Below are 25,753 nucleotides of genomic sequence, written 5' to 3'. Positions count from 1 at the left end.
TGCTCTCGCTCGTAACATGACAAACGCAACCTACGACTACATTATCGTCGGCGGCGGTTCTGCGGGATGTGTTCTCGCGAACCGGCTGAGTGAAGATCCTTCGGTGACGGTCCTGCTGCTCGAAGCCGGCGGTGGCGATCGTCATCCGTTTTATCGCATGCCCGCCGGGTTCGCCAAGATGACGAAGGGCATCGGCTCGTGGGGGTGGCACACGGTGCCGCAGAGGCATCTCGGCCAGCGCGTGTTGCGCTTCACGCAGGCGAAGGTGATCGGCGGCGGCTCGTCGATCAACGCGCAGGTGTACGCGCGCGGCGCCGCCGCGGACTATGACGAGTGGGAAACGCTGGGCGGCGCGCGGGGATGGAGCTACCGCGACGTGCTTCCCTATTTCAGGCGCTCGGAGCATAACCAGCGGTTCGCCAACGAATACCACGGCTATGGCGGCCCGCTCGGCGTATCGAATCCGGTTAGCCCGTTGCCCGTGTGCGAAGCCTTCTTTCAGGCGGGGCAGGAGTTGGGTATTCCCTTCAACGCGGATTTCAACGGCGCGAGCCAGGCGGGGCTGGGCTACTACCAGCTCACCCAGCGCGACGCGCAACGCGCTTCCGCATCCGTCGGCTTCCTGAGACCGGCACTGAGCCGGCCGAATCTCTCGGTGCGCCTTCGCGCGACCGTGCTGCGGCTCGATCTGCAAGGCTCGCGCGTGACCGGCGTCACGATGACCGGCGGCGATTCGCAAACACCGGTTGCGTTGCGTGCCGCGCGCGAAGTGATCGTCAGTTCGGGGGCCATTGGCACTCCGAAGCTATTGATGCAGTCCGGGATCGGGCCCGCCGATCATCTGGCTTCAGTGGGCGTGCGAGTCGCGCACGATCTGCCGGTCGTGGGGGCTAATCTCCAGGACCATCTCGACCTGTTCGTGATCGGCCAATGCACGGGGGACCATACCTACGACAAGTACAACCGCGCGCATTACGCGGCGCTGGCGGGGCTCGAATATTTGCTGTTCAAGCGTGGCCCCGCGGCTTCGAGCCTGTTCGAAACGGGCGGCTTCTGGTACGCGGACGGCAGTGAGTCGGCGCGTTCGCCGGACATCCAGTTCCACCTGGGGCTCGGTTCGGGAATCGAGGCGGGCGTTGCGGCGCTGAGCGGCGCGGGCATCACGTTGAACACCGCCTATATGCGGCCGCAATCGCGCGGCACGGTGAGGCTGGGCAGCGCCGACCCGCTTGCCGCGCCGCTGATCGACCCGAATTACTGGGCCGAACCGCAGGACCGCGAGAAGGCGCTCAAGGGGCTACGCCTTGCACGAGAGATCATGGCGCAACCGGCCTTGGCGAAATATGTGTCCAGGGAGGTCTTGCCCGGGCCGCAACGGCAAACGGACGACGATCTGTTCCAGTACGCCTGCGCGAGCGCCAAGACCGACCACCACCCCGTGGGCACCTGCCGGATGGGGCCGGCTGACGATCGCGAGAGCGTCGTGACGCCCGATCTGCGCGTGATCGGTCTCGACGGCCTGCGTGTCGTCGATGCTTCGGTCATGCCGTTCATTCCCTCGGGTAACACCAACGCCCCGACCATCATGATCGCGGAGAAAGCGGCGGACCATATCCTTGGCGTGACCTGACCTCACACGCCCGCCCGGTCAACTCATCGCGCCGCTTGCCATCTGCGCGCGCTTGCGCAGCCAGTTCATGCTGGCGAGCAGCGCGACGGCGAAGATCATCAGCAGCGTCGCGACGGCGAGAATCGACGGATCGATCTGATCGCGTATGCCGCTCCACATCTGGCGCGGCACGGTGCGCTGATCGGGGCCGCCGATAAAGAGAATCACGATCACCTCGTCGAACGAGGTCGCGAACGCGAAGATGCTGCCCGTCGCCACGGCGGGCAGGATCAGCGGCAGCGTCACGCGGCGAAACGCCACCCACGGCCGCGCGCCGAGCCCGGACGCCGCGCGCAGGAGGCTTTGATCGAACGACAGCAGCGACGCCGTCACGGTGATGACGACGAACGGCGTGCCGAGCGCCGCGTGCGAAAGCACCACGCCCAGATACGAATTCACGAGGCCGAGCGGCGCGAACACGAGATAGAAGCCGGCCGCGACCACGACGATGGGCACGATCATCGGCGAAATGATGAGCGGCATGACGATGGCGCGCAGCGGAAAGCCGGGGCGGCTCAGGCCGAGCGCCGCGAGCGTGCCGAGCACGGTGGCGATCAAGGTGGACGCCGCGCCGATGCCGAGGCTGTTCGCAAACGCGCGCTGCCAGTCCGGCGAGCTCAACGCCTGCTCGTACCAGCGCAGCGACCAGCCCTGCATCGGGTACGAGAAGAACGAGCCCGAATTGAACGAGAGCGGCACGATCGCGAGAATCGGCGCGACGAGGAAGAAGAGGATCAGCGCGCTATGCAGTCGCAATCCGGCGCCTGCGATGCGTTCCGAGAGGAGCCTGGGGCGGGCGTCGTTCATGTCGGGCTCGATGGTTCAGTGAGTGCGTGGGTCGTGAGCGGTCGCGGTCAACCGAAGCGCAGCCGGTCGATGCCGACGAGCCGGTTGAAGACGAAATAGAACACGCCGGTGAAGATCACGAGATAGCAGGACAGCGCACCGGCGAGGCCCCAGTTCAGTTGATCGTTGGTCTGCTCGGCGATGAGCTGGCTGATCATTTCGTCGCCTGCGCCGCCGAGCAGCGCGGGCGTGATGTAGTAGCCGAGCGCCAGCACGAACACGAGGAAGCAGCCCGCGCCCACGCCGGGGAAGGTCTGCGGCACGTACACGCGCACGAACGCAACGGCCGGATGCGCGCCGAGCGACTTGGCCGCACGCATGTACGACGGCGACACGTTCTTCATCACCGAATAGATCGCGAGAATCATGTACGGCAGCAGGATGTGCGTCATGCCGATCAGCACGCCCGTGCGGTTGAAGATGAGCGCAATCGGCTCATGGATCACGCCGAGGCGCAGCAGCGCGCTGTTGATCACGCCACCCGGTTGCAGCAGCACGTACCACGCCGTCGAGCGCACGAGCAGCGAGGTCCAGAACGGCACGATCACGAACATCATGAGGCGCGAGCTTTGCTTCTCGGGCAGCGTCGCGAGCAGGTAGGCAACCGGATAGCCGAGCAGCAGGCACAGCAGCGTCACGCTCGCGCTGATCGCCACCGTGCGCGCGAAGGCGGCGCGATAGACGGCGCTGCCGGCGGCCACGTGAGCGACGGCGCCGTCGGGCGCGACCTGCGCGTCGACGGCGTTGAGCAGGTAATCGGGCGTGGGCGACTGCGAGGCGCGCTTGAGCAGCCGCCACGTTTCGGTGGCGCCCCAGCGCGCGTCCAGATCGATGAGCGCGGGTTTCCACTGCGCGGGCGTTTGCGCGCGCACGGCCCGCGCGGTCTTGAACAACAGGCTCCGGTACTCGGGCTGATAGAAGTTCATGCGCCGCGCGATATCGCCGAGCTGGCTGTTTTCGCTGGCGTGCTTCAGATCGGCGGCAAGCGCCGAGAACGCGCTTTCGCCGGGCACGCCAACGCCGCTCCAGCCCGCGAGCGCCGCGCTCAGATGCGGCATGCCGTGGCGCACTTCGGGGTTCTGCACGCTGCGCGCGAGCAGGCTCGCGATCGGCGCGACAAAGGTCACGAGCAAAAAGACCAGCAGCGGCAGCGCAAGCGCCAGCGCACGAAGGGCCGCCTTGCGGCGCGCGGCGAGAAACGACGCGCGGCCGGCGGCCGTCGCGCCAGGGCCGGGGTAAGCGGTGGTGGGCAGCGGTGTGTTCATCGTCGCGTGGCGCCTGGGCTGTCGATGCGGATAGGTCTCGTGCGGGCTCGCGTTACTGCGTGAGCCAGTTCTGGAAGCGCTTGTTGATCGCGTCGGCGTTATCGGCCCAGAAGGTCGCGTCGATCTGCAACGGCCGCTTGAAGTTCGCGGGCGCGGTCGGCAGGTCGTTCAGGCGCGCCTTGTCGATCAGCGGAATCGCGTTCTTGCGCGGCGGCGCGTAGGCGATGTACTTCGACAGATCGGCGTAGGCCTGCGGCGTGGACGACGCGACGATGAACTTGCGCGCCGCGTCGCCATGCTTCGCACCGGCCGGCACGCCCCACCATTCGTAGTCGTACACCTGCGCGTCCCACACGACCTTGAACGGCTTCTTGTCCTTGTGGACGGCGTCGTCGATGCGGCCGTTGTAGGCCTGGGTCATGACCACCGCGCCGTCGGCGAGCAACTGCGGCGCCTGGGCGCCCGCATCCCACCAGACGATGTTCGACTTGATCGTGTCGAGCTTCTTGAACGCGCGATCGACGCCGGCGGGCGTGGCGAGCGTCTTGTACACATCCTGCGGGGCGACGCCGTCGGCGATCAGCGCCCATTCCATCGCCACCTTGGGCGACTTGCGCATGCCGCGCTTGCCCGGGAATTTCTTCAGGTCGAAGAAGTCGCCGATGGTGGTCGGCGCGGCTTTCAGCTTGCTCGTGTCGTAGGCGTAGACCGTCGACCAGACCATCGCGCCGACCGCGCAATCGCTGATCGACCCTGGCAGGAAGTCGGCGGTGTTGCCGAGCGATTTCTTGTCGAACTTCTCCAGCAGGCCTTCGTCGCAGGCATTGATGGCGTCGTTGGTTTCGAGGTCGATCAGGTCCCACGTCGGATTCTTGGCCTGCTCCATCGCCTGGAGCTTGGCGAGGCCGCCGTCGTACGATTCGGTGCTGAACTGGTCGCCGGTCTTCGCGGTGAAGGGCTCGAACCACGCCTTTTTCGCGGCCGCTTCATAAGCGCCGCCGAAGGTCACGACCGAGATCGTGTCGGCCGCGTGCGCGCCGGTCATGGCGACCACGCCGAGGCCGCAGGCGGCGAGGGCGGTGCGGATCATAGAGCGATTCGTTTTCATGCTTGCTTGACTCCTGCGATGGATGGCGAGGCGGATGGAATGGACTGAGGGGATTGCGGGGACGGCGGTGACGACGCGGCGCGCGCGCCGGATTCCCCGGCCGGCGCGTGCGCGCTGGAAGTGACGGTGACGGGCAGCACCTTGCAGTCGTCGCGCCGCCAGGTCACCACGGTCCGATGGCCGAGCGCGGGCAACTCGTGATGCTGGGTGTTCGGCACCTTGACGACGAGGGCTTCGCCGTTCGCGAGTTTCAGATGCACGCGGTGGTGATCGCCGCAGTAGACGAGTTCGTGGACGAACGCGTGCACGACGTTGAGGTTCTGCCGTTGCGCGTCGAGCACGCTCGCCTCGGTCGCGGCGATGTGCGCGCGCTCGGGACGCAGCGCGAGCATCGCCGTGTCGCCCGGCTTGAGCTCCGTGCCCGCGCGGCCATGCACGGTGCCGCCCTCGGCGAGTTGCAGCGCGGCCCATTCGCCGTCCGTCGAGGTGACGCGCCCCTTCAAGCCGTTGTTCTCGCCGACGAAACTCGCGACGAACGCGTTGGCCGCGTTCTCGTAGAGCTCGGTCGGCGCGGCGGCCTGCTGGATGCGGCCATCGGAAAACACGGCCACGCGATCGGACATCGTCAGCGCTTCATGCTGATCGTGCGTCACGTAGACGACGGTCAGCGCGAGGTCGCGATGCAGGCGCATGATTTCGTACTGCATGGTTTCGCGCAGGCGCTTGTCGAGCGCGCCGAGCGGCTCGTCCATCAGCACGACGCTCGGCTCGAACACGAGCGCGCGCGCCAGCGCGACGCGCTGTTGCTGGCCGCCCGACAACTGCGCGGGACGGCGTTTCGCGAGATGCCCGAGTTCGACCATGTCGAGCGCGCGCGCGACGCGCGCCTGCTGCTCGCTGCGGCTCACCTTGCGCACCGAGAGGGGAAACGCCACGTTTTCCGCGATCGTCATATGCGGAAAGAGCGCGTAGTTCTGGAACACCATGCCGATGTCGCGACGGTGCGGCGGCTTGTCGTCGAGACGCTTGCCGGCGAGGCGAATCTCGCCGCGCGTGGGCGATTCGAAGCCCGCGAGCATCATCAGCGTGGTGGTTTTTCCGGAGCCCGAAGGCCCGAGCAGCGAGACGAATTCGCCGCGCACGACGTCGAGGTCGAGCCCGTCGACCACGCTGTGCACGCCGTCATACGACTTGCTGACGCCTTGAAATGAAATAAACGGTTCGCTTTGCATGGGACGGCATCAAATGTCGGTCGGCGAGGAACGAGGCGCGCGGCTCACGACGCGCCAATGCGGCACGCGAGATAGCGCGCGAAATCGTAATTGGGCCGCTCCAGGTGGCTCAGGTGCCCGGCGCGCGCGAGCGGCGCGTGCACGCCGCGGAACACGGACTCCACGCCGTGGCGGTCTTCGGCGTTGACTTCGTCGAGCAGTGTTTTCAGCGTGGCCATGTAGTCGGCCGCTTTCGGGTCGTCGATGAACTCGGGCGCGAGGCCCCCGCCAAAGCGGATATGCACCTGGCCCACGCCCTTCGGTTGCAGGATCAGGTACCAGAAGTAACCGGGCGTGAGCGTCACGAGGTGCGTGGGATAGATCGCGAGCAGCGCCGTGGTGCGCCGCCAGTGGCCCTGCAAACGCTGGTTGGCCGGATGCGCGTTGCCGATCGGCAGCGTCGCTTCCTTCGTGATCCAGTGATAGTTGAACGCGGGCAGGCCCGGCGGACATTCCATTTCCTCGAGCTTCGAATGCGGGCCCACCGTCGCGCGATGCAGCATCGGCAGGTGATAGCTCTCCATGAAGTTCTCGGCGAGGAGCTTCCAGTTCGTGTCCCACACGTGCTCTTCGTGGAAGGTCTGCACGTAGTCGGTCATGCCGTACGGCTCGATCAGGGCGGTGAGCCCGGCGAGCTGTTCGGCGACGGGCGGCGCGGCGTCGTTCAGCGTCACGTAGATCCAGCCTTGCCACGTTTCGCAGCGCACCGAGGGCAGCTTGTAGTGCTCCTTGCAGAAGCCCGGCTGGCGGTCCATCAGCGGCGCGCCGGCGAGCGCGCCGTCGAGCGTGTAATTCCAGGCGTGATACGGGCAGACGATGCGCCGGACGTTGCCGCTGCCTTCGAGCAGCACCGACATGCGATGCAGGCAGACGTTCGAGAACGCGCGCAGTTCGCCGTTCGTGTCGCGCAGCACGGCCACGGGCTGGTCGTCGATCTGGGTCGTCAGATAGTCGCCGGGTTTCGCCAGTTCGCTCACGCGGCCGACGCAGAGCCATTCGTTGCGAAAAACGTCGCGCTGTTCTAGTGCGAGAAATTCTTCCGACGTATAGACGCCCGGCGGCATGGAGCGGGCGTCTTCGAACGGGCGCTCGCAATTGGCGCGCAGCGCGCCGAGCAATTCGTGTCCGTCGGCGGGGGACGAGAGGAGTGATGCCATGCGGCCTCCATGACCTGATGGGCTGTGCATGGACTCCAATCTAACAATCCAAATTACCAGTCAAAATATTGTTTTCCCATGTAAAGGATAGGGAAAACTTATAGGCATGGCTCCCGGGGCTGGCTTGAAGGCGCCGCTACTCCTGCACGTCGAGCTCGCGCACATAGGCTTCGCAGAACGCCGCGAAGTGCTGCACGATGCGGCGCGAGCGCATGCCGCTCGACTGCGCGATGCCGAGCGTCGTAGCGCTCACGTTGTCCTTGAAGTGCTTGATGACGAAGTGCTCGCCGTCCACGGTGCGTGTGGATTTGAGCGGGAAATTGAGGATGCTGTAGCCCAGGCCGTTCGCCACCATGCCGCGCACGACTTCGGGTTGCGACGAGCGGAAAGTGGGCACCGGGCGCGTGCCGACCGAATCGAACAGCGCGGAAAAATACTCGCGGCTGTGCGGCAGATCGAGCATCACATAGGGTTCTTCGAGCAGTTCGGCGAGCGAGACCTTGTGCGCGCGCGCGAGCCGGTGCGTCCTCGGCAGCAGCACATAGGGCGGCAGCGAAAGCAGCGGCGTGAAGGCGATGCCGTCCGCGATATCGAGGCTATAGGTGAGCACGATGTCGAGCGAGCCGTCGCTCAGGCCCCCGAACAGCACGTCCTGATGCGCCTCCGTGGTGCGAAACCCGATGCCCGCGTGCTCCTTCACGAAGCGGCTGATGATGCCCGGCATGAGCGGCGGCGCGAGCGACACGAGGCAACCCAGCGAAATCGAGCCGCTCATGCCGCCGTCCATTTCGCTCGCCGCAAGCTGCAATTCCTCGGCGTTCTTGAGCAGATTGCGCGCATGGCCGAGCAGATCGCGTCCCGAATGCGTGAGCGAAAGCCCGCTGGCGTGATGCCGGATGAACAGCTGCACGCCGAACGACGCCTCCAGGTCCGCGAGCGCCGTCGAGATCGACGGCTGCGAAATATGCAGGCGCCGCGCCGCGGCGGTGAAGGACAGCGCTTCCGCGGCCACGACGAAATAGCGCAACTGGCGCAGCGAATAGCGCAACGGATTGTGATCCATCGCCCCTCCTGAGGATTGCCGACCAAAACATTGTCGATCACGCGGGGGATGCTTGCATAGCGAAAAACAATGCAACGCATTTTTTTTAAGTAGTTTGTGGGCGCAAGCGCCGGGCGTAAATTTTCTCCCCTGACACGGCCGGATCTCTCGGACCCTCTCCGGTCTCCGCTATCCGCGGGCCCTGTGCGGCCCGTCCCGCATCGCTTTTCAGAAGGAGGCAGCCATGACGGCTGACACGACGTCAATCGACACGCTCATCGTCGGGGCCGGGCAGGCCGGCATTGCGATGAGCGAGCATCTCAGCCGCATCGGCGTGCCGCATCTCGTGCTCGAACGCGATCGCGTCGCCGAGCGCTGGCGCACCGCGCGCTGGGATTCGCTCGTCGCGAACGGTCCGGCGTGGCACGATCGTTTTCCCGGCATGGAGTTCGAGGGGCTCGACCCGGACGCCTTCGCCTCGAAGGATCAGGTCGCCGATTATTTCGAGGCCTACGCCCGCAAGTATCACGCGCCGATCCGCACCGGCGTGGAGGTCACGCGCGTGACCCGTCACGCGGGCCGCCCCGGTTTTCGCGTGGAGACGTCCGATGGCGTGATCGACGCGCAACGCGTGGTGGTCGCGACCGGGCCGTTCCAGCGCCCCGTGATTCCGCCGATCGCACCGGCCGCACTTGGGGACGCGACGCTCACGCAAATGCACTCCGTCGATTACCGCAATCCCGAGCAGTTGCCGCCCGGCGCGGTGCTGGTCGTGGGCGCGGGCTCCTCGGGCGTGCAGATCGCCGACGAACTCATGCGCGCGGGCCGCAAGGTCTATCTTTCGGTGGGCGCGCACGACCGGCCGCCGCGCGCGTACCGCAATCGCGATTTTTGCTGGTGGCTGGGCGTGCTCGGCGAGTGGGACAAGGAAGTCGCGGGGCCGGGCCGGGAGCACGTGACGATTGCCGTGAGCGGCGCGCGCGGCGGGCAGACCGTCGAATTCCGCGCACTGGCGCACCAGGGCATGACGCTCGTGGGCGTGACGCAATCGTTCGAAGGCCACGTCGTCACCTTCGCCGACGATCTCGCGGCCAATCTCACGCGCGGCGATCAGAGTCTTTTCACGCTGCTCGACGCCGCCGACGCCTATGTCGAACGCAACGGCGTGGCGTTGCCGCAAGATCCGCACGCGCGCGATATTCCCGCCGATCCCGAGTGCGTGACGCATCCGATCCTCACGCTCGATCTCGCCGAAGCGGGCGTGAGCACGATCATCTGGGCGACCGGCTATGCGCAGGACTATGCGTGGCTTGAGGTCGACGCCTTCGACGAAAAGGGCAAGCCGCGCCATCAACGCGGCGTCTCGAAGGAGCCCGGCGTGTATTTCCTCGGCCTGCCGTGGCTGTCGCGGCGCGGCTCGTCGTTCATCTGGGGCGTGTGGCACGACGCGAAGCATCTGGCCGACCAGATCGCCACGCAACGCAAATATCTCGACTATCGCGACGCCGCGCAGCGCCGCGCGGCATCCGCCGGGCACGACGCCGCGCAGGCGCCCGGCGAGCCGAATCTCAACGAACTGGGAGTGAATTGATGCCTACGCATACCCGTATCCGCATGTTCAACACGAAGGACACGTACCCGAACCAGTCGCTCGACAACGACCTGTGCCAGGCCGTCCGCGCGGGCAACACGGTTTACGTGCGCGGCCAGGTGGGCACCGACTTCGACGGCAATCTGGTCGGTCTCGGCGATCCGCGCGCGCAGGCCGGGCAGGCGATGAAGAACATCAAGCAACTGCTCGAAGAAGCGGGCAGCGACCTCACGCACATCGTCAAGACGACGACGTATCTGATCGATCCGCGTTATCGCGAGCCCGTTTATCAGGAAGTCGGCAAGTGGCTGAAGGGCGTGTTCCCGATTTCGACGGGGCTCGTCGTGAGCGCACTCGGGCAGCCGCAGTGGCTCATGGAAATCGACGTGATCGCCGTGATTCCCGACAACTGGAAGCCGGTACAGGACTGAGGAGCGGGCCATGACCTTCTCGATCGTGGGACGTTGCCCGCAGAGCGGGCAACTGGGCATTGCCGTCAGCTCGTCGAGCATCGCTGTGGGCGCGCGCTGCGCGTGGGCGCGTGCGGGCGTGGGCGTGGTGTCGACGCAGAATGTCACGCTGCCCGCGCTCGGCGCGCAGGTGCTCGACTTGCTGGAGCGCGACAAGCTCGCGCCGGAGGCTGCGTTGCAACGCGCGCTCGCCCTGGACCCGTATAGCGCTTACCGGCAGGTCACGGTCGTGGACAGCGCGGGGCGCACGGCGCTGTTCACGGGCGAGCGCACGCTCGGGCGCAACCATGCGCGCGCGGGCGATCAATGCGTGGCGGCGGGCAACATGCTCGCTCACGAACAGGTGATCGACGCGATGGCGCAGGCGTTCGCGAGCACGCCGGGCGTGCTCGCGGACCGCTTGTTGGCGGCCATGCACGCGGCGCTCGAAGCGGGCGGCGAAGCGGGGCCGGTGCATTCCGCGGCGCTCAAGATCGTCGATGCGCAGGTCTGGCCCATCGTCGATCTGCGGGTCGATTGGGCCGACGAAGCGCCCATTGCCGCGCTGGGCGGCCTGTGGGAGGCGTACCGCCCGCAGATGCAGGACTACATCACGCGCGCGCTGAACCCCACGGCCGCGCCAAGCTACGGAGTGCCAGGCGATGAGTGAGCCGCGCGAGACGACGAGCCGCGCGATGCTGGAGCGCCTGATCGGCTTCGCGACCGTGAGCCGCGATTCGAACCTCGAACTCATCGCGTTCATCGAGTCGTATCTCGCGGGTCTCGGCGTGGCGTGCGAACTGTTCTACAACGCGCAGCGCACCAAGGCCAATCTGTTCGCGACAATCGGTCCGCGCGATCGCGGCGGCATCGTGCTTTCGGGCCACACCGACGTCGTGCCCGTGGACGGCCAGGCGTGGACGGTCGAGCCGTTCCGCCTGACCGAGAAGCACGGACGCCTCTACGGACGCGGCACGGCCGACATGAAATCGTTCATCGCGTGCGTGCTGGCGGCGGTGCCCGCCTTCCAGCGCGCGCCGCTCGCCATGCCGGTGCATCTCGCGTTTTCGTACGACGAGGAAATCGGCTGCCTCGGCGTGCGGCCCATGCTCGCCGAACTCGCGCAGCGCGCGCACGCGCCGCGCGTGTGCCTGATCGGCGAGCCGACGGAACTCAAGCCCGTGCTGGGTCACAAGGGCAAGCTCGCGATGCGCTGCCATGTGAAAGGCGCGGCGTGTCATTCGGCTTATGCGCCGTACGGCGTGAACGCGATCCAGTTTGCGGCGCGCCTCATCAACAAGCTGGAGGCGATCGGCGACGAACTCGCGCGGCCCGAGTATCGCGACGCGCGATTCGATCCGCCGTTTTCCACGCTGCAAACCGGCGTTGTGAAGGGCGGCCGCGCGCTGAACATCGTGCCCGCCGAATGCGAATTCGACTTCGAAGTGCGTACGGTGCCGGGCTTCGACGCGCTCACGGTCGCCGACGATCTGAAGCGTTACGCCGAGAGCGAACTCGTGCCGAAAATGCGCGCGGTGCACGCCGATACCGGCATCCGCTTCGAAGCGCTCAACGCGTATCCGGGGCTGGCCACGCCGCCTGAGAGCGAGGTTGCGCAACTGCTCGCGCGGCTGTGCGAATCGAGCGACTTCGGCACGGTGGCGTTCGGCACCGAGGGTGGTCTCTTCGCGCAGGCGGGCATTCCGACCGTGGTGTGCGGGCCCGGCAGCATGGATCAAGGCCACAAGCCGGACGAGTTCGTCACGCTCGATCAACTGGATCGCTGCGACGCGATGTTGTTGCGTCTCGCGCAGCATCTGCAAACGGCCGGTTAAGCGGCGCTTTCGAAGCGGGTCGAAAGGGGCGCGTGCGTTGATTCGCACGCGCCCTTTTCATGCGCCGCATCGAGTCTGCGCATTTAGTCCCGATAAGACGGATCTTCCGCGTCGAGCACTTTCTTCATTTCTTCGAAGTGCGCGATCGAGAAGTCCGCAATGCTTTCCCAGTCGCGCGCGGTGCGTTCGGCGACGGCGTCGGAGAGCACGCGCAGCGGCTTGCCCGTCGCATAGGCGTTCACGAGAATCTGGCAGGCGCGCTCCAGCGTGTACATGTCGTCGAACGCTTCGCCGATGGTCGGCGCGCACACCATCACGCCGTGATTGCCCATCATCAGGCGCGACTTGCCGTCGAGCAGCGCGACGAGGCGCGCGCCTTCGTCTTCGGAGTCGGCCATGCCGGAGAATGCCGTGTCGAGCGCGATGCGGTTGAAATAACGCGCGGTATTCTGTTCGATCGGCAGGACCACGGGATCTTCGAGCGTGGAGATCGTCGTGGCATAAACCGGATGCAGATGCATGGCGACGCGCACGTGCGGCAGGCGGCGATGCAACTGACCGTGAATCGCCCATGTCGTCGGATCGACCTTGCCGCCCGCGAGGCTCGCGGGGTCGTCGGCGTCGAGCAGCACGAGGTCGCTCGCCTTGATGCGCGAGAAGTGCATCCACTTCGGGTTGGTCAGGAAGCGGCGGCCGTCGTCAGACACGGCCACGCTCAAATGATTCGCGACCGCTTCGTGCATGTTCAGGCGTGCGAAGCACCGGAAGGCCGCGGCCAGATCGATACGCAGTTCAGATTCGCTCATGGTGAAAGGGAGTGGGGGATTCGAGGGGGATCACGCTGGATTGCGCGCGCCCGGCGCGCCGGACCAGAAGGCGTTGCGGTCCAGATAGTTTTGCAGGAACTGCTTGAAACGCGGGTTCTCCGACTCGCGAAACACGTGTTGCGGCGCGCCGCGCACGGCAACGCGACCTTGATCGATGAAGACGACCGTGTCGGCCATCTGCGCGGCGAAGCCCATTTCGTGCGTGACGACGACCATCGTCATGCCGTCACGCGCAAGCTGCTTCATCACCTGCAACACCTCGCCGACGAGTTCGGGATCGAGCGCCGAAGTCGGTTCGTCGAAGAGCATGATGTGCGGCGCCATGGCGAGCGCGCGCGCAATCGCGACGCGCTGCTGCTGGCCGCCGGAAAGCCGCGACGGGTACGCGTCCGCCTTGTGCGACAGACCGACCATCTCCAGCATCTTGCCCGCGCGTTCGTCGGCCTGCTGATTCGACAGGCCGCGCACGCGCAAGAGCGCTTCCTTCACGTTCGCCAGCGCCGTCATGTGCGGCCACAGGTTGAACTGCTGAAACACCATGCCGACATTGCGGCGCACGCGGTTCACCTCGCGCGCCGCCGCGCGCACGCGCCGGCCGCCGCGATCGACGTAGCCGAGCAGTTCGCCTTCAATGCGCACGTCGCCGTGATCGTAGGTTTCGAGCCCCGCGATGCAGCGCAGCAGCGTGCTCTTGCCGGAACCGGACGGCCCGATGATGCACACGACCTCCGACTTCGCGATGCTCAGATCGACGCCGCGCAAGATGTCGGTGTGTCCAAAGCGCTTGTAGAGATCCCTCACCTGGATCAGCGGCGCGCTCGAAGCGTGCGGGACGCCAGCACCGAGAAAAGCGCTCGCGTGTTCGCCGGGTTCGGCCGGATTATTCATGCGGATCTCCAGGGTTCATGCCAGGAAGCGGCTCACGCGCCGTTCGGCCCAGTTGCCGGCGAGTGTCGCCGCTTCGACAAGCAGCAGATAGCAGACGCACAGCACGAGCAGCGTTTCCACGAAGGCGAAGGTCGCGGAGCCGATGCCGGTCAGCACGAAGGTGAGTTCGGGCACCGTCACGATCGAGAGCACGGCCGTTTCCTTGCTGAGCACGATCGTGAGATTCGCGAGCGCGGGCGTGATGAGCGCCAGCATTTGCGGCAGCTCGATGCGCCAGATCGCTTGCCAGCGGGTGAGGCCGAGACACACGGCCGCTTCGAGATGGCCGCGCGGCACGCAGGCGAAGCCGCCGCGAAAGACTTCGGCGAAATAGGCGCCCGCGTAGAGCGCGAGACTCGCCACGCCCGCGCTCGCGGGCGTGAGCATCAAACCCAGCGCGGGGCCGCCGTAATAGAGCAGGAAAAGCTGCACGAGAAAAGGCGTGCCGCGAAAGAGTTCGATATAGGCGCGCAGCAGCGCGCGCAAGGCGCGGCCGCCGCTTAGCTGCGCCAGCGCGACCGCGAGGCCGATGGCCGCGCCGAGCGCGACACCCGCGAGCCACATGCCGACAGTCGTGGCGAAGCCCGCGCCGATTTGCGGCAGATTGTTCGTGATGACATGCAAGTCGAACTGGGACATGGTCGGCTCCGTCTGCGCGCTCGCGTCAGGCGGCGCGCAGGCGCCGCTCCGCGCCGTGCGCCAGCAACGCCGGGGCGCCGCACAGGATGAAATAGATCAGGCCCGCCGCGGCATACGCTTCGAGCGGCTGATAGGTGCTGGCCGCGATGTTCTGCGCGGTGCGCGTGACTTCCGCGATGCCGACGACGGAGATGAGCGACGACGCCTTGATCAGCAGCACCATCTCGTTGACGAGCGACGGCAAAGTCGAGCGCAGCACCAGAGGAATCTGCACGCGCCGAAGCTGATCGAATGCGGAGAGCCCGAGCATGCGCGCCGCTTCGGTTTGCCCGCGAGCGAGATTCGCAAAGCCGCCGCGCAGGATTTCGGCGATATACGCTGCCGAACAGAGCGACACGGCGCTGATGGCCGCCGTGAGCGGCGGCACGTTGATGCCGACGAACGGCAGCAGGTAATAAACCAGAAGAAGTTGCACGAGCAACGGAATGCCGCGCAGCACGCGCACGTACACCGTGGCGGCAATGCGCAGCGCGGGCTTCGGGGAAAGCCGCGCCGCGCACACCACGAGCGCAATGAAGAAGCCGATCACGAGCCCGGCCGACGAAACGGCGAGCGTCATGAGCGACGCGTGAAGCAGCAGGGGCAGGGCATCGCAGAACGCGCTCAGACTGAACATGTCGAATCGCCTTGTCGAAGTGTGAGGCGCGGACGGCGCGCTATGGGTGCCGCGACTTTTCCCGCTATGTTTGCCGCGCTCAGGTATTGGGCGTCGGCACGGCCATCGGCAGGCTCACGGCCACGCCGAACCACTTCTTTTGCAGCGCCGCCAGCTCGCCGTTCTTGTTCAGCGTGCTGATGGCGGCGTTGAAAGCGTCGTCGAGCGACTGGCTGTCCGCATCCTTGCGCATGCAATACGCGAAATACACCTTCGAGCCGAACGCGGGCTGCACGACCGCGAACACGGCCGGGCGCTGCTTCGCGACATAGGCGATATTCGTGAGCGAGTTCGCGACGGCGGCGAGGCGTCCCGACGCGAGATCGGCGTAGGCCTGGTTGTTGTCGACGTATTCGCGCACTTCGGGCGCCTGCTTGAGCGTCGTGGCGTAAGTCTTCAACTGCTCGTTCTGCGCGCTGCTCTTTTGCGCGCCGACGACCTTGCCCGCGATATCCGAGGGCTGCTTGATGCTCGCGTCGCTGGCGCGCTTGAGAAGCGCGTCGGTGGCGTCGGCGATCGGATAAGTGAAGGCGTAGCGTTCCATGCGCGCCTTCGTGACCGTGAGGGGGCCGGCGACCATGTCGAACTTCTTCGCGTCGAGGCCGGGCAGCACGCTGTCCCAGGGCAGGTCGATGAAGCGCACCTTCACGCCCATGATCTTGCCGACGGCGGCGAACAGATCCTTGTTGAAGCCGGCTTGCTGGCCGTTCTCCAGGAAGTCGAACGGCGCGAACTGCATCTCGGTTCCGACAACGAGTTCGCCTTGCTGCCTGACGCGGCCAAGCAGGTCGTCGGCGTGGGCGGGCAGACTCGCGGCCAGGCTCGCGGTCAGCATCATGGCGGCACAAACGTGGTGTTTCCAGCGTTGGAAAAGATTCATGGGTCGTCGTCCTGAAGCGGCGGAGAGGGCCCCGACATAGCGGGGTGCGGTGCGGCCACCCAGGCAATTTACCTGGTCACAATCCCGAGAAAATATTGTTTCCCGATGAAGTGGAAAGGTTTTACCTATGACTGAAACGGGTCGATGTCAGCAAACGTCGGGATGCCGGTTTCAAGCTGCGAGTGCGCCACCACGGGCGTGTCGCGGGCGGACGGGCGGCCCTGCACAGCTTCGATTGTGCGGCGCAATAAATTTGATATAAATCAATGCGCCTTCTTTTCAGAAGGTGCTTAATCTTCGTCTGTGTCGTTCTCTGTCAGTGCGTGCGATGCCGACGCCATTTTCCCCAGATCCACCGCCTGTTCCCCGCCCTTTGCCGAAACTCGTTTGATTTCCACACGCTGCCCCAAGCATGGAGAAATGCTCTTGAGCCCCACTCGTCAAACTCAAAGCCCCGGTAGTACGTCGATGCTCGCGCTGCCGATCTTCTGGCCGATGGCGGCCACCGCCGCGCTGATCGAAGCCGGCGCTTCGCTGTCGGCCCGAAATCTCGCTTTCCTCGCGGAAGAAGAACGGCTCCATTTCGAGCTGCATCCCGCGCTCGCCACAGCCAGCCGGCCGCTGCTGGACTTGCGCACGATGGTGCTGCGCGACTACTCCGGCGACAACCCGCAGGGCCTGCCGACCATCGTCGATGCGCCGTACGCGGGCCACCGCGCGATGATCGCCGACTTCCAGCCGGGTCAGAGCCTGATGCAAACGTTGCGCGAGCACGGACTGTCACGGCTTTTCCTGACCGACTGGAAGTCGGCGACGGAGGACATGAAGGATCTGGAGATCGACCAGTACCTCGCCGAGATCAACGTGTGCGTCGACGAACTCGGCGGCCGCGTGAACCTGGTGGGCCTGTGCCAGGGCGGCTGGATGTCGGCCATGTACGCCGCGCGCTTTCCGCACAAGGTCGCGAGTCTCGTGCTCGCGGGCTCGCCCATCGACACCGACGCGGGCGACGGTCCCATCAAGCGGATGGTGCACACGTATCCCGAGTCGTTCTACGAGGAACTGGTGAAGCTTGGCGGCGGCCTGATGCGCGGCCGTTTCATGCTGCGGGGATGGAAGAACATGCACCCGGACCAGCACTACGTGACGGAGCACGTCGATCTGTACGAGCACATCGACGACCCGGTGTACGTGAAAAAGGAAGAGGCGTTCCAGAGCTGGTACGAGAACCCGCTCGACCTGCCCGGGCGCTGGTATCTGCAAACCATCCGGCAGATTTTCAGGGAGAACCGGCTCGCGAAAGGCACGTTCGTCGCGCTCGGCCGCACGTTGAACCTGAAAGCGATTACATGCCCGGTTTATCTGCTCGCGGGCGAGTCGGACGACATCACCACGAAGGAGCAGGTGTTCGACGCCGAGAAATACCTGGGCACGCCGCCCGAGCGCATCGAGAAGCGTCTCGTGCCGGGCGGCCATATCGGCCTCTTCATGGGCTCGCGCACGCTCAAGGAGACCTGGCCGGCAATCGCCGCCTGGGTGGCGGCAGCCGCCTAGACCGGGTAGAGCCGGGTGGAGCCGGGTAGAGCCTGGTAGAGCCGGTAGAGCGGCGGGCATCGGCGATGCGCGGATGCCCGCGCTTCAATTTCATGCAGTCCGTCAAGCGAAGAGGCCCGATATGGCGAGTGTGACTTCCCGTTCCGCGCAGGCCCAGACGGCTCGCGAGCCCATGCATATCGGCTTCGTGATCGCGTGGCTCTTTTGCATCGTCTTCTACTTCATGCAATATGCGCTGCGCTCGGCGCCGGGCGTGATGGTCCCGGAGCTTTCGGCGGCGTTCGGCCGCGACGCGGTGGGCGTGAGCACGCTGGTCGGGCTGTACTACTACACCTATTCGCTCTTTTCGATCCTCGCGGGCGCGGCGCTCGACCGGCTCGGCGGCAAGAGCGTGATTCCGGTGGGCATCGTGCTGGTCGCGATCGGCGCGGGGCTGTTCGGGCTCGGAAGCGCGGAGTCCGCGCAGATCGGCCGTCTGTTGCAGGGCGCCGGTTCCGCCTGCGCGTTCACCGGCGCGGTGTATCTCGCCACGCACGGCTTTCCGCCGCGCTACCTCGCGACGGCGGTGGGCTTCACGCAATGCTTCGGCATGCTCGGCGGCTCAGCGGGCCAGTTCGCGGTCGGGCCGCTCATTCATGAGCTCATCACGTGGCGGCAGTTCTGGTGGCTCTCGGGCGCCGGTCTCTTCGTGATCGCGGTGCTCGTGTTCCTCGCCACGCCGGCCGGACACGACGAGGGTCCGGCAAGCCGGGGTTCGTGGGCGAAGATGTTCGCGCCGTACAAGGTGGTGCTGACCAATCCGCAATCGTATCTGTGCGGCTTCTGCGCGGGCCTGCTGTTCCTGCCGACGACGATCGGCGACATGATCTGGGGCGTGCCGTTCCTGCGCAACGGGCTGGAGGTCGGCTACGCCGAAGCGGTCAACCGCGCGAGCATGGTGCCGCTCGGCTGGGTGATCGGCTGCCCGCTGCTGGGCTATCTGTCCGATCACATCGGCCGCCGCAAACCGGTGCTGCTCGCGGGCGCCTTGCTCATGCTCGCCTGCGCCGCGGCCATCCTCTACCTGCCGCCCGGCGTCGCGCCGCATTACGTGCTCGGCCTGCTGCTCGGCGTGGGCTCCGGCGCGGCCATGCTGCCGTACTCGGTGATCAAGGAAGTCAATCCGGACAACGTGAAAGGCAGCGCAACCGGCGCGATCAACTTTCTCGTGTTCACCTTCAGCGCCTGGCTCACGCCCGTGTTCGGCCGGCTGCTCGCGCACTACGCCCACGGCGGCCCGATCGACCTCGCCGTGTTCCGCGCGGCGGGGGCGTGGCTGCTGGTCGGCATTGGCGTTGCGATCGTGCTCGCGCTGTTCCTCAAGGAAACCGGCTCGCGCACCGGCGCGGGCGCCTAGGCCCGGCGCCGACATAAAAGCGGAGCGCGACTCCGCGAACCTCCCCACCCCATACGTCTGGCTGGAGTTCCCATGAACGTTCGACTGGAAAACATGAGCCCTGTCGTGGACCTGACCCGCCGTCAGGCGATCGGGCCGGTGCGCACCCGGCACCCCGTCTGGCATGACCTGCTGCCGCCCTGCAACGACGCGTGTCCGGCGGGCGAGGACATTCAGGGCTGGCTCGCGCTCGCGCAAGCGGGCAAGTACGAAGCCGCGTGGCGGCACCTCGTCGCCGACAATCCGTTTCCCGCGATTCACGGCCGCGTGTGCTATCACCCGTGCGAGAGCGCCTGCAATCGCGGCGAACTCGACAGCGCGGTGAGCGTGCATGCGGTCGAGCGCTTTCTCGGCGATCTCGCGCTCGAACACGGCTGGACGATTACGCCCGCGCCCGCCACCGGCAAGCGCGTGCTGATCGTCGGCGCGGGGCCGTGCGGTCTGTCGGCCGCCTGGCATCTCGCGCGGCGCGGCCATGCCGTGGAAGTGCGCGAGGCCGGCCCGGTGGCGGGCGGCATGCTGCACTTCGGCATTCCCGCGTACCGGCTGCCGCGTGACGTGCTGAACCACGAAATCGGGCGGCTCGAAGCGCTCGGCGTGCGTTTCGTGCTGAACCACAAGGTCGGCGACCTGGCGGCGGAAAAGGCCGCGGGCGGCTTCGACGCCGTGCTGCTCGCGATCGGCGCCCAGGTGGCCCGCCACATCGACATCCCGGCGCGCGACGCGGCGCGGGTGTTCGACGCCGTGAGCGTGCTGCGGGCAACGGGCACGGGCGAGCGCCCGCAGCTCGGCCGGCGCGTGGTTGTCTACGGCGGCGGCAACACCGCGATGGATGCCGCGCGCACCGCCCGCCGCCTCGGCGCGCAGGAGGCGCTGATCGTCTACTACCGCGATCGCGCGCACATGGGCGCGCTGCCGTTCGAAGCCGAAGAGGCGCTGGAGGAGGGCGTGCGTATCCGCTGGCTGTCGAGCATCCGGGACATCGACGGGCAGTCGATTCGCGTCGAGAAGATGCGGCTCGACGAGCACGGCCGCGCGCAGCCCACCGGCGAATACGAGACGCTGGAGGCCGACTCGCTGATTCTCGCGCTCGGCCAGCAGACCGATACGGCGTTCCTGCGCGATGTGCCGGGCATCGGCTTCGAAGCGGACGGCACGGTGATCGTCGGCGACGACTTTCAGACCGGTTGCGCGGGCGTGTTCGCGGGCGGCGACATGACCCCCGCGAACCGCACGGTGACGACCGCCACGGGCCACGGCAAGCGCGCCGCGCGCCATATCGACGCGTGGCTGCGCGGCGAGCCGTTCGTCACGCCGGCGCGCCATGCGATCGTCGGCTTCGACGCGCTGCATCTGCCGCTCTATAGCGACGCGCTGCCGTCGGCGCCGCCGGTGCTGCCGGTGGCCGGGCGCAGCGGCTTCGAAGAGGTGCTAGGCGGCCTCGACGAGCGGGCGGCGCGGCATGAGGCGCGCCGCTGCCTGTCGTGCGGCAACTGCTACGAATGCGACAACTGCTACGCGGCATGCCCGACCGGCGCGATCGAGCGGCTCGGCCCGGGGCGCGGCTACGAGGTCAACCTCGGGCGCTGCACCGGCTGCGCGGTCTGCTTCGAACAATGCCCGTGCCACGCGATCGACATGACGCCGGAGGCGAGCGCGGCAGCGATCCCGAACGCGGTCCCGAGCGCGAGCGCGAACGCGAGCGCGAACCCGAACACGGAGGCCGTGCGATGACCCGCAGCACGATGGATGGCAATACGGCGGTCGCGACCGTCGCCTACAAGCTCAATGAGGTGTGCGCGATCTACCCGATCACGCCGTCGTCGGCGATGGCGGAGCTGGCCGATCAATGGACGGCCCAGGGCCTGCCGAACCTGTGGGGCAACCTGCCGCTCGTGCAGGAAATGCAGGCCGAGGGCGGCGCGGCGGGCGCGGTGCACGGCGCGCTTCAGTCGGGCGCGCTCACGACCACGTTCACGGCGTCGCAGGGCCTCATGCTGATGCTGCCGAACATGTACAAGATCGCGGGCGAGCTGACCTCGACGGTCTTCCACGTGGCGGCGCGCTCGCTGGCGACGTCGGCGCTGTCGATTTTCGGCGACCACTCGGACGTGATGGCCGCGCGCATGACCGGCTTCGCGCTGCTCAACGCGGCCTCGGTGCAGGAGGCGCACGACAGCGCGCTGATCGCGCAGGCCGCGACGCTTGAATCGCGCGTGCCCTTCCTGCACTTCTTCGACGGCTTTCGCACCTCGCACGAGCTGAACACGCTGGAGCTGCTCGGCGACGACGTGCTGCGCGCGATGATCGACGATTCGCTGATCCGCGCGCATCGCGCCCGCGCGCTGAGCCCCGAGCGGCCGTTCGTGCGCGGCACGGCGCACAACCCCGACACCTACTTCCAGGCGCGCGAGGCGGCCAATCCCTACTACGACGCGGTGCCGGGCATCGTCGAGACACTGATGGAGCGCTTTGGCCAGTTGACCGGCCGGCATTACCGGCTGTTCGAATACGACGGCGCGCCGGACGCCGAGCACATCGTCGTGCTGATGGGTTCGGGCGCGCAGACGGTGCGCGAAACCGTGCAGGCGCTCGCGGCGCAGGGCCGCAAGCACGGCGTGCTGCAAGTGCGGCTGTACCGGCCGTTCTCCGCGGCGCATCTGCTGGCGGCGTTGCCCGCGTCGGTCAAGCGCATTGCCGTGCTCGAACAGACCAAGGAGCCGGGCGCGTCGGGCGAGCCGCTCTACCAGGACGTGCTCGCGACGCTCGCCAGCGCGTTCAGCCGCGGCGAGCGCGCGTCGCTGCCGCTCGTGACCGGCGGCCGCTACGGGATCTCTAACAAGGACTTCACGCCCGCGATGGTCAAGGCCGTATTCGACGAACTCGGGCGCGAGCGGCCGCGCCACAGCTTCACCGTGGGCATCGACGACGACGTGACGCACCTGAGCCTCGACTACGACCCGGCGTTCGACATCGAGCCCGACGACGTGACGCGCGCGGTGTTCTACGGACTCGGCGCGGACGGCACGGTCGGCGCGAACAAGAACAGCGTGAAGATCATCGGCGAGGACACCGCCAACTTCGCGCAGGGCTATTTCGTGTACGACTCGCACAAGTCCGGCGCGCAGACCGTTTCGCATCTGCGTTTCGGGCCGAGGCCGATCCGCGCGCCGTACCTGATCGCCCGGGCGGGCTTCGTCGCATGCCATCGCTTCGATTTTCTCGAACGCGTGGACGTGCTCCAGTACGCCGCGCCGGGCGCGATCTTCCTGCTGAACGCGCCGTATCCCGCCGACCAGGTCTGGGCGCATCTGCCGCGGCCGGTCCAGCAGACGATCATCGAGCGCAAGCTCAGTCTCTACGTGATCGACGCTTCGGCGGCCGCGCGCGAGCTGGGCCTGGGCTTTCGCGTCAACACGTTGCTCCAGACCTGCTTTTTCGCGCTGTCGGGCGTGCTGCCGCGCGACGAGGCGATCGCGGCGATCAAGAAGGCCATCCGCAAGACTTACGGGCGTCAGGGCGAGCACGTGGTGCGGATGAACGACGCCGCCGTGGACGGGGCGCTCGCGCGCATGCAGCCGGTGAGCGTGCCGGCGGAGGCGGACGGCGGCGCACTGCCGCCGCTCGTGCCGGCCGATGCGCCCGCGTTCGTGCGCGACGTCACGGCCATGATGTTCGCGGGCAAGGGCGATGCGATTCCCGTGAGCCTGATGCCCGTGGACGGCACCTTTCCCTCGGGCACGAGCGCCTACGAGAAGCGCAACGTGTCCGACACCGTGCCGCAGTGGCGCGCCGACCTGTGCGTGCAGTGCGGCCAGTGCGGCTTCGTGTGCCCGCACGGCGTGATCCGCGCGCGCTACTTCCACGAGGATCGCCTGGCCGGCGCGCCCGCTTCGTTCCCGTCCGCGCCCGTGAATGCGCGCGGCTACCCGGAAGCCCGCTTCTCGTTGCAGATCTACGTGGAGGACTGCACGGGCTGCGGGCTGTGCGTCGAAGCGTGCCCGGCGCACAGCGCCGTGGAGCCGGAGACGAAGGCGCTCAACATCTCCGACAAGCTGCCCGTGCTCGAAGCGGAGCGCGAGCACATTCGCTTCTTCGAGTCGCTGCCGGTCAACGACCGGGCGCGCGTCGATTTCGCGAACGTGCGCGGCGTGCAGTTCCTCCAGCCGCTGTTCGAGTTTCCGGGCGCATGCGCGGGCTGTGGCGAGACGCCGTATCTGCGCCTCCTGAGCCAGTTGTTCGGCGACCGCCTGCAAGTGGCCAACGCCACCGGCTGCTCGTCGATCTACGGCGGCAATCTGCCCGTCACGCCCTGGACGAAGAATCACGAAGGACGCGGGCCGGCCTGGTCGAACTCGCTGTTCGAGGACAACGCTGAGTTCGGCCTCGGCTTCCGGCTCGCCGCCGACCAGCAACTCGCGCTCGCGCATCGCCGGCTCAAGGAACTGGCGCCGCAGGTCGGCGAGGATCTGGTGCAGGCGATCATCGGCGCGCCGCAGGCGCAGGAATCGGCCATCCGCGCCCAGCGCGAGCGCGTGGCGCTGCTCAAGACCCGCCTGCTCGCATTGCACGACGACGCGCGCGCGGCCGATCTGCTCTCGGTCGTCGATCATCTGATCCGCCGCAGCATCTGGCTCGTCGGCGGCGACGGCTGGGCGTACGACATCGGCTATGGCGGGCTCGATCACGTGCTCGCGCAGGGCCGCGACGTGAACGTGCTGGTGCTGGACACCGAGGTCTATTCCAATACCGGCGGCCAGTCGTCGAAGGCGACGCCGCTCGCGGCCGTCGCGAAGTTCGCGGCGGCGGGCAAGCGCGTGCCGCGCAAGGACCTGGCGCTCCAGGCGATCGCCTACGGCAACATCTATGTCGCCCAGGTCGCGATGGGCGCGAATCCGCAGCAGACGCTCCAGGCGTTTCGCGAGGCCGAGGCGTACGAGGGACCGTCGCTGATCCTCGCCTACAGTCATTGCATCGCGCACGGCATCGACATGCGCCAGGGCATGCACCAGCAGGCGCTCGCGACCGAAGCCGGTTACTGGCCGCTGTTCCGCTATAACCCGTCCATGCGCCGCGTGGGGGCCAACCCGTTCCAGCTCGATTCGATGCGACCCGCCATTGCGTTGAAGGATTACGCATACAACGAGATCCGCTACAGCTCGCTGGCGGAAACCGACGGCGAGACCGCCGCCAGTCTGCTCGACGCCGCGCAACGATGGGTCGAGGAGAAGTACCGCCAATACGAGGATCTGGCGGCACGCGACGGCAGTCGCTTCTGGAGCGGCGCACCGGCGGTTGCCGAGCGCGACGGGAGCCGGGCATGACGATCAGGAATCCTAAGTCAATCGCGCATCAGGGAGGACAGCAATGGATCTGACGACGCCCTATCTCGGGCTGACGCTCAATAACCCGCTCGTGGCGTCGGCCTCGCCCGCGAATGCGCAGATCGATCATCTGCGGCGGCTGGAGGACGCGGGTGCGGCCGCCGTCGTGTTGCCCTCCCTGTTCGAGGAGCAGGTCGGCGTTGCGGGCAAGCGGCGCGAGGCGATACTCGCGACGGGCATCGACAGCAATCCCGAGATGCATCAGCACTATTTCCCGCCCGCGCACATTGCCTCGGGCCCGTATGGGCTCGTTCCGGACCGTTACCTGGACCTGCTGCGCCGCGCGCGCGAAAGCCTGTCGATCCCCGTGATCGCGAGCCTCAACGGCACGACGCCCGGAGGCTGGCTGGACTTTGGCAAGCAGATCGAGCAGGCCGGGGCGCAGGCGCTGGAAGTGAACCTGTACGCGGTGCCGACGGACCTGTTCGAAAGCGGCGCCGCGATCGAGGAGCGCTACGTGCGGATCGTGCAGGAACTGCGCGGCCAGCTCGGCATTGCGCTGTGCGTGAAGATGGGACCGTACTTCACGAACGTCGGCAACCTGGCGCAGCGCTTCGTGGAGGCCGGCGCCGCCGGGCTCGTGGTGTTCAACCGCTTCGTGCAGCCGGACATCGACCTGCACCGGCTGAAGCTTGCGAGCGAGCTGACCCTGAGCCAGGCCATCGACATGCGCCTGCCGCTACAGTGGATCGCGCTGCTTGCGGGGAGAATACGCGCATCGCTGGCCGCGTCCAGCGGGGTGGAGAACGCCGAACAGGTGATCAAATACCTGTATGCGGGCGCCGACGCCGTGATGGTCACGTCGACCGTGCTGCGCGAGGGGCCGTCGTGCTTCGAGCGGTTGCTGGGCGGGCTGAAGGCGTGGCTGGAGGCGCGCGAAGTCGACTCGCTCGACGCGATTCGCGGCGCGATGTCGTTTGCGCGGCTGAAGGACCCGGCTGCATATACGCGCGGGCAATATCTCGACCGGCTTCAGACATGGAGCGGGCGGCATCTGGACGCCTAGCGCGGGTACGGAGCGCGGGCCCGCGCTGCATGCGTTCATCGCATCGCTTCGGTTGCACTTCGATGACGCGCCATGCAGGCGCGGGGAGGCGGCTGGCTGTCGCGAGGCTTGTGCCAGTCGTTGCGGTTAAGGTTGTCGATGAATGAGGCCCGC

The 25,753-nt window shown here is 66.9% G+C and carries 21 protein-coding genes; 10 read left to right on the top strand and 11 right to left on the bottom strand.

Annotated elements, in window-relative coordinates; genetic code table 11:
• The first annotated feature begins 16 nt into the window (after positions 1 to 16).
• On the top strand, positions 17 to 1,630 hold the full coding sequence (locus C7401_RS30775) for a GMC family oxidoreductase (protein WP_112175169.1): 1,614 nt from the start codon (positions 17 to 19) through the stop codon (positions 1,628 to 1,630).
• Positions 1,631 to 1,648: 18 nt separating this feature from the next.
• Here the strand turns inward: C7401_RS30775 and C7401_RS30770 are convergent, their stop codons facing one another.
• From C7401_RS30770 to C7401_RS30745, 6 genes are all read right to left on the bottom strand, one after another.
• Positions 1,649 to 2,476: an ABC transporter permease gene (locus C7401_RS30770; RefSeq protein ID WP_112175168.1), complete on the bottom strand. Its 828-nt coding sequence runs from the start codon at positions 2,474 to 2,476 to the stop codon at positions 1,649 to 1,651.
• Positions 2,477 to 2,523: 47 nt separating this feature from the next.
• Positions 2,524 to 3,780, bottom strand: a complete 1,257-nt coding sequence (locus tag C7401_RS30765; RefSeq protein WP_112175167.1) for an ABC transporter permease — start codon at positions 3,778 to 3,780, stop codon at positions 2,524 to 2,526.
• A 52-nt stretch (positions 3,781 to 3,832) separates the two neighbouring features.
• A complete protein-coding gene (locus C7401_RS30760; protein WP_224044754.1) occupies positions 3,833 to 4,870 on the bottom strand; it encodes an ABC transporter substrate-binding protein in 1,038 nt (345 codons plus the stop codon).
• Between the two features lie 14 nt (positions 4,871 to 4,884).
• Complete coding sequence (locus C7401_RS30755) at positions 4,885 to 6,120, bottom strand: ABC transporter ATP-binding protein (RefSeq protein ID WP_112175165.1); 1,236 nt, start codon at positions 6,118 to 6,120, stop codon at positions 4,885 to 4,887.
• A 44-nt stretch (positions 6,121 to 6,164) separates the two neighbouring features.
• Positions 6,165 to 7,316 (bottom strand): aromatic ring-hydroxylating oxygenase subunit alpha, encoded by a 1,152-nt coding sequence (locus C7401_RS30750; RefSeq protein ID WP_112175164.1) that lies wholly within the window; start codon positions 7,314 to 7,316, stop codon positions 6,165 to 6,167.
• Positions 7,317 to 7,452: 136 nt separating this feature from the next.
• Positions 7,453 to 8,379 carry a LysR family transcriptional regulator gene (locus tag C7401_RS30745; RefSeq protein ID WP_112175163.1) on the bottom strand — a complete coding sequence of 309 codons (927 nt, stop codon included), beginning with the start codon at positions 8,377 to 8,379 and terminating at the stop codon, positions 7,453 to 7,455.
• 223 nt (positions 8,380 to 8,602) lie between these two features.
• Here C7401_RS30745 and C7401_RS30740 point away from each other — a divergent pair, with 223 nt between their 5' ends.
• From C7401_RS30740 to argE, 4 genes are read left to right on the top strand one after another with little or no spacing between them, the layout of a single operon-like run.
• Complete coding sequence (locus C7401_RS30740) at positions 8,603 to 9,949, top strand: flavin-containing monooxygenase (protein WP_112175162.1); 1,347 nt, start codon at positions 8,603 to 8,605, stop codon at positions 9,947 to 9,949.
• Positions 9,949 to 10,380 carry a RidA family protein gene (locus C7401_RS30735; RefSeq protein ID WP_112175161.1) on the top strand — a complete coding sequence of 144 codons (432 nt, stop codon included), beginning with the start codon at positions 9,949 to 9,951 and terminating at the stop codon, positions 10,378 to 10,380. Before C7401_RS30740 ends, C7401_RS30735 begins: the two co-directional genes overlap by 1 nt.
• A gap of 10 nt (positions 10,381 to 10,390) precedes the next feature.
• The gene (locus C7401_RS30730) at positions 10,391 to 11,068 is read left to right on the top strand and encodes a DUF1028 domain-containing protein (RefSeq protein WP_112175160.1); all 678 of its coding nucleotides are present in this window, start codon (positions 10,391 to 10,393) and stop codon (positions 11,066 to 11,068) included.
• Complete coding sequence (argE, locus tag C7401_RS30725) at positions 11,061 to 12,233, top strand: acetylornithine deacetylase (RefSeq protein WP_112175159.1); 1,173 nt, start codon at positions 11,061 to 11,063, stop codon at positions 12,231 to 12,233. Before C7401_RS30730 ends, argE begins: the two co-directional genes overlap by 8 nt.
• An 83-nt stretch (positions 12,234 to 12,316) precedes the next feature.
• Here argE and C7401_RS30720 read toward each other — a convergent pair whose 3' ends face one another.
• The 5 genes from C7401_RS30720 to C7401_RS30700 all read right to left on the bottom strand — a co-directional run bounded on the left by C7401_RS30720 (position 12,317) and on the right by C7401_RS30700 (position 16,221).
• Complete coding sequence (locus C7401_RS30720; protein ID WP_112175158.1) at positions 12,317 to 13,039, bottom strand: class II aldolase and adducin N-terminal domain-containing protein; 723 nt, start codon at positions 13,037 to 13,039, stop codon at positions 12,317 to 12,319.
• A gap of 30 nt (positions 13,040 to 13,069) precedes the next feature.
• Positions 13,070 to 13,948, bottom strand: coding sequence for an amino acid ABC transporter ATP-binding protein (locus C7401_RS30715; protein WP_112175157.1), 879 nt, complete (start codon positions 13,946 to 13,948; stop codon positions 13,070 to 13,072).
• A gap of 15 nt (positions 13,949 to 13,963) precedes the next feature.
• Positions 13,964 to 14,626 (bottom strand): amino acid ABC transporter permease, encoded by a 663-nt coding sequence (locus C7401_RS30710; protein ID WP_112175156.1) that lies wholly within the window; start codon positions 14,624 to 14,626, stop codon positions 13,964 to 13,966.
• Between the two features lie 25 nt (positions 14,627 to 14,651).
• Positions 14,652 to 15,302 (bottom strand): amino acid ABC transporter permease, encoded by a 651-nt coding sequence (locus tag C7401_RS30705; protein ID WP_112175155.1) that lies wholly within the window; start codon positions 15,300 to 15,302, stop codon positions 14,652 to 14,654.
• A 79-nt stretch (positions 15,303 to 15,381) separates the two neighbouring features.
• Positions 15,382 to 16,221, bottom strand: a complete 840-nt coding sequence (locus C7401_RS30700) for a transporter substrate-binding domain-containing protein (protein WP_112175154.1) — start codon at positions 16,219 to 16,221, stop codon at positions 15,382 to 15,384.
• A 495-nt stretch (positions 16,222 to 16,716) separates the two neighbouring features.
• Between C7401_RS30700 and C7401_RS30695 the strand changes: the two genes are divergently transcribed.
• The 5 genes from C7401_RS30695 to C7401_RS30675 all read left to right on the top strand — a co-directional run bounded on the left by C7401_RS30695 (position 16,717) and on the right by C7401_RS30675 (position 25,600).
• Complete coding sequence (locus tag C7401_RS30695) at positions 16,717 to 17,775, top strand: alpha/beta fold hydrolase (RefSeq protein WP_112175209.1); 1,059 nt, start codon at positions 16,717 to 16,719, stop codon at positions 17,773 to 17,775.
• Positions 17,776 to 17,905: 130 nt separating this feature from the next.
• Complete coding sequence (locus C7401_RS30690; RefSeq protein ID WP_208948989.1) at positions 17,906 to 19,171, top strand: MFS transporter; 1,266 nt, start codon at positions 17,906 to 17,908, stop codon at positions 19,169 to 19,171.
• Between the two features lie 72 nt (positions 19,172 to 19,243).
• Positions 19,244 to 20,944 (top strand): NAD(P)-binding protein, encoded by a 1,701-nt coding sequence (locus tag C7401_RS30685; RefSeq protein WP_112175152.1) that lies wholly within the window; start codon positions 19,244 to 19,246, stop codon positions 20,942 to 20,944.
• The gene (gene nifJ / locus C7401_RS30680; RefSeq protein WP_220092871.1) at positions 20,941 to 24,534 is read left to right on the top strand and encodes a pyruvate:ferredoxin (flavodoxin) oxidoreductase; all 3,594 of its coding nucleotides are present in this window, start codon (positions 20,941 to 20,943) and stop codon (positions 24,532 to 24,534) included. The genes C7401_RS30685 and nifJ overlap by 4 nt, the downstream gene beginning before the upstream one ends.
• 43 nt (positions 24,535 to 24,577) lie before the next feature.
• The gene (locus tag C7401_RS30675) at positions 24,578 to 25,600 is read left to right on the top strand and encodes a dihydroorotate dehydrogenase-like protein (protein WP_112175151.1); all 1,023 of its coding nucleotides are present in this window, start codon (positions 24,578 to 24,580) and stop codon (positions 25,598 to 25,600) included.
• The last annotated feature ends 153 nt before the right edge of the window (positions 25,601 to 25,753 follow it).

Origin of the sequence: Paraburkholderia unamae (assembly GCF_003268775.1) — a bacterium.
Lineage (GTDB): Bacteria > Pseudomonadota > Gammaproteobacteria > Burkholderiales > Burkholderiaceae > Paraburkholderia > Paraburkholderia unamae.
The sequence above is the reverse complement of the archived record's forward strand: the minus strand, read 5'-3'. Positions and strand labels throughout refer to the sequence as shown.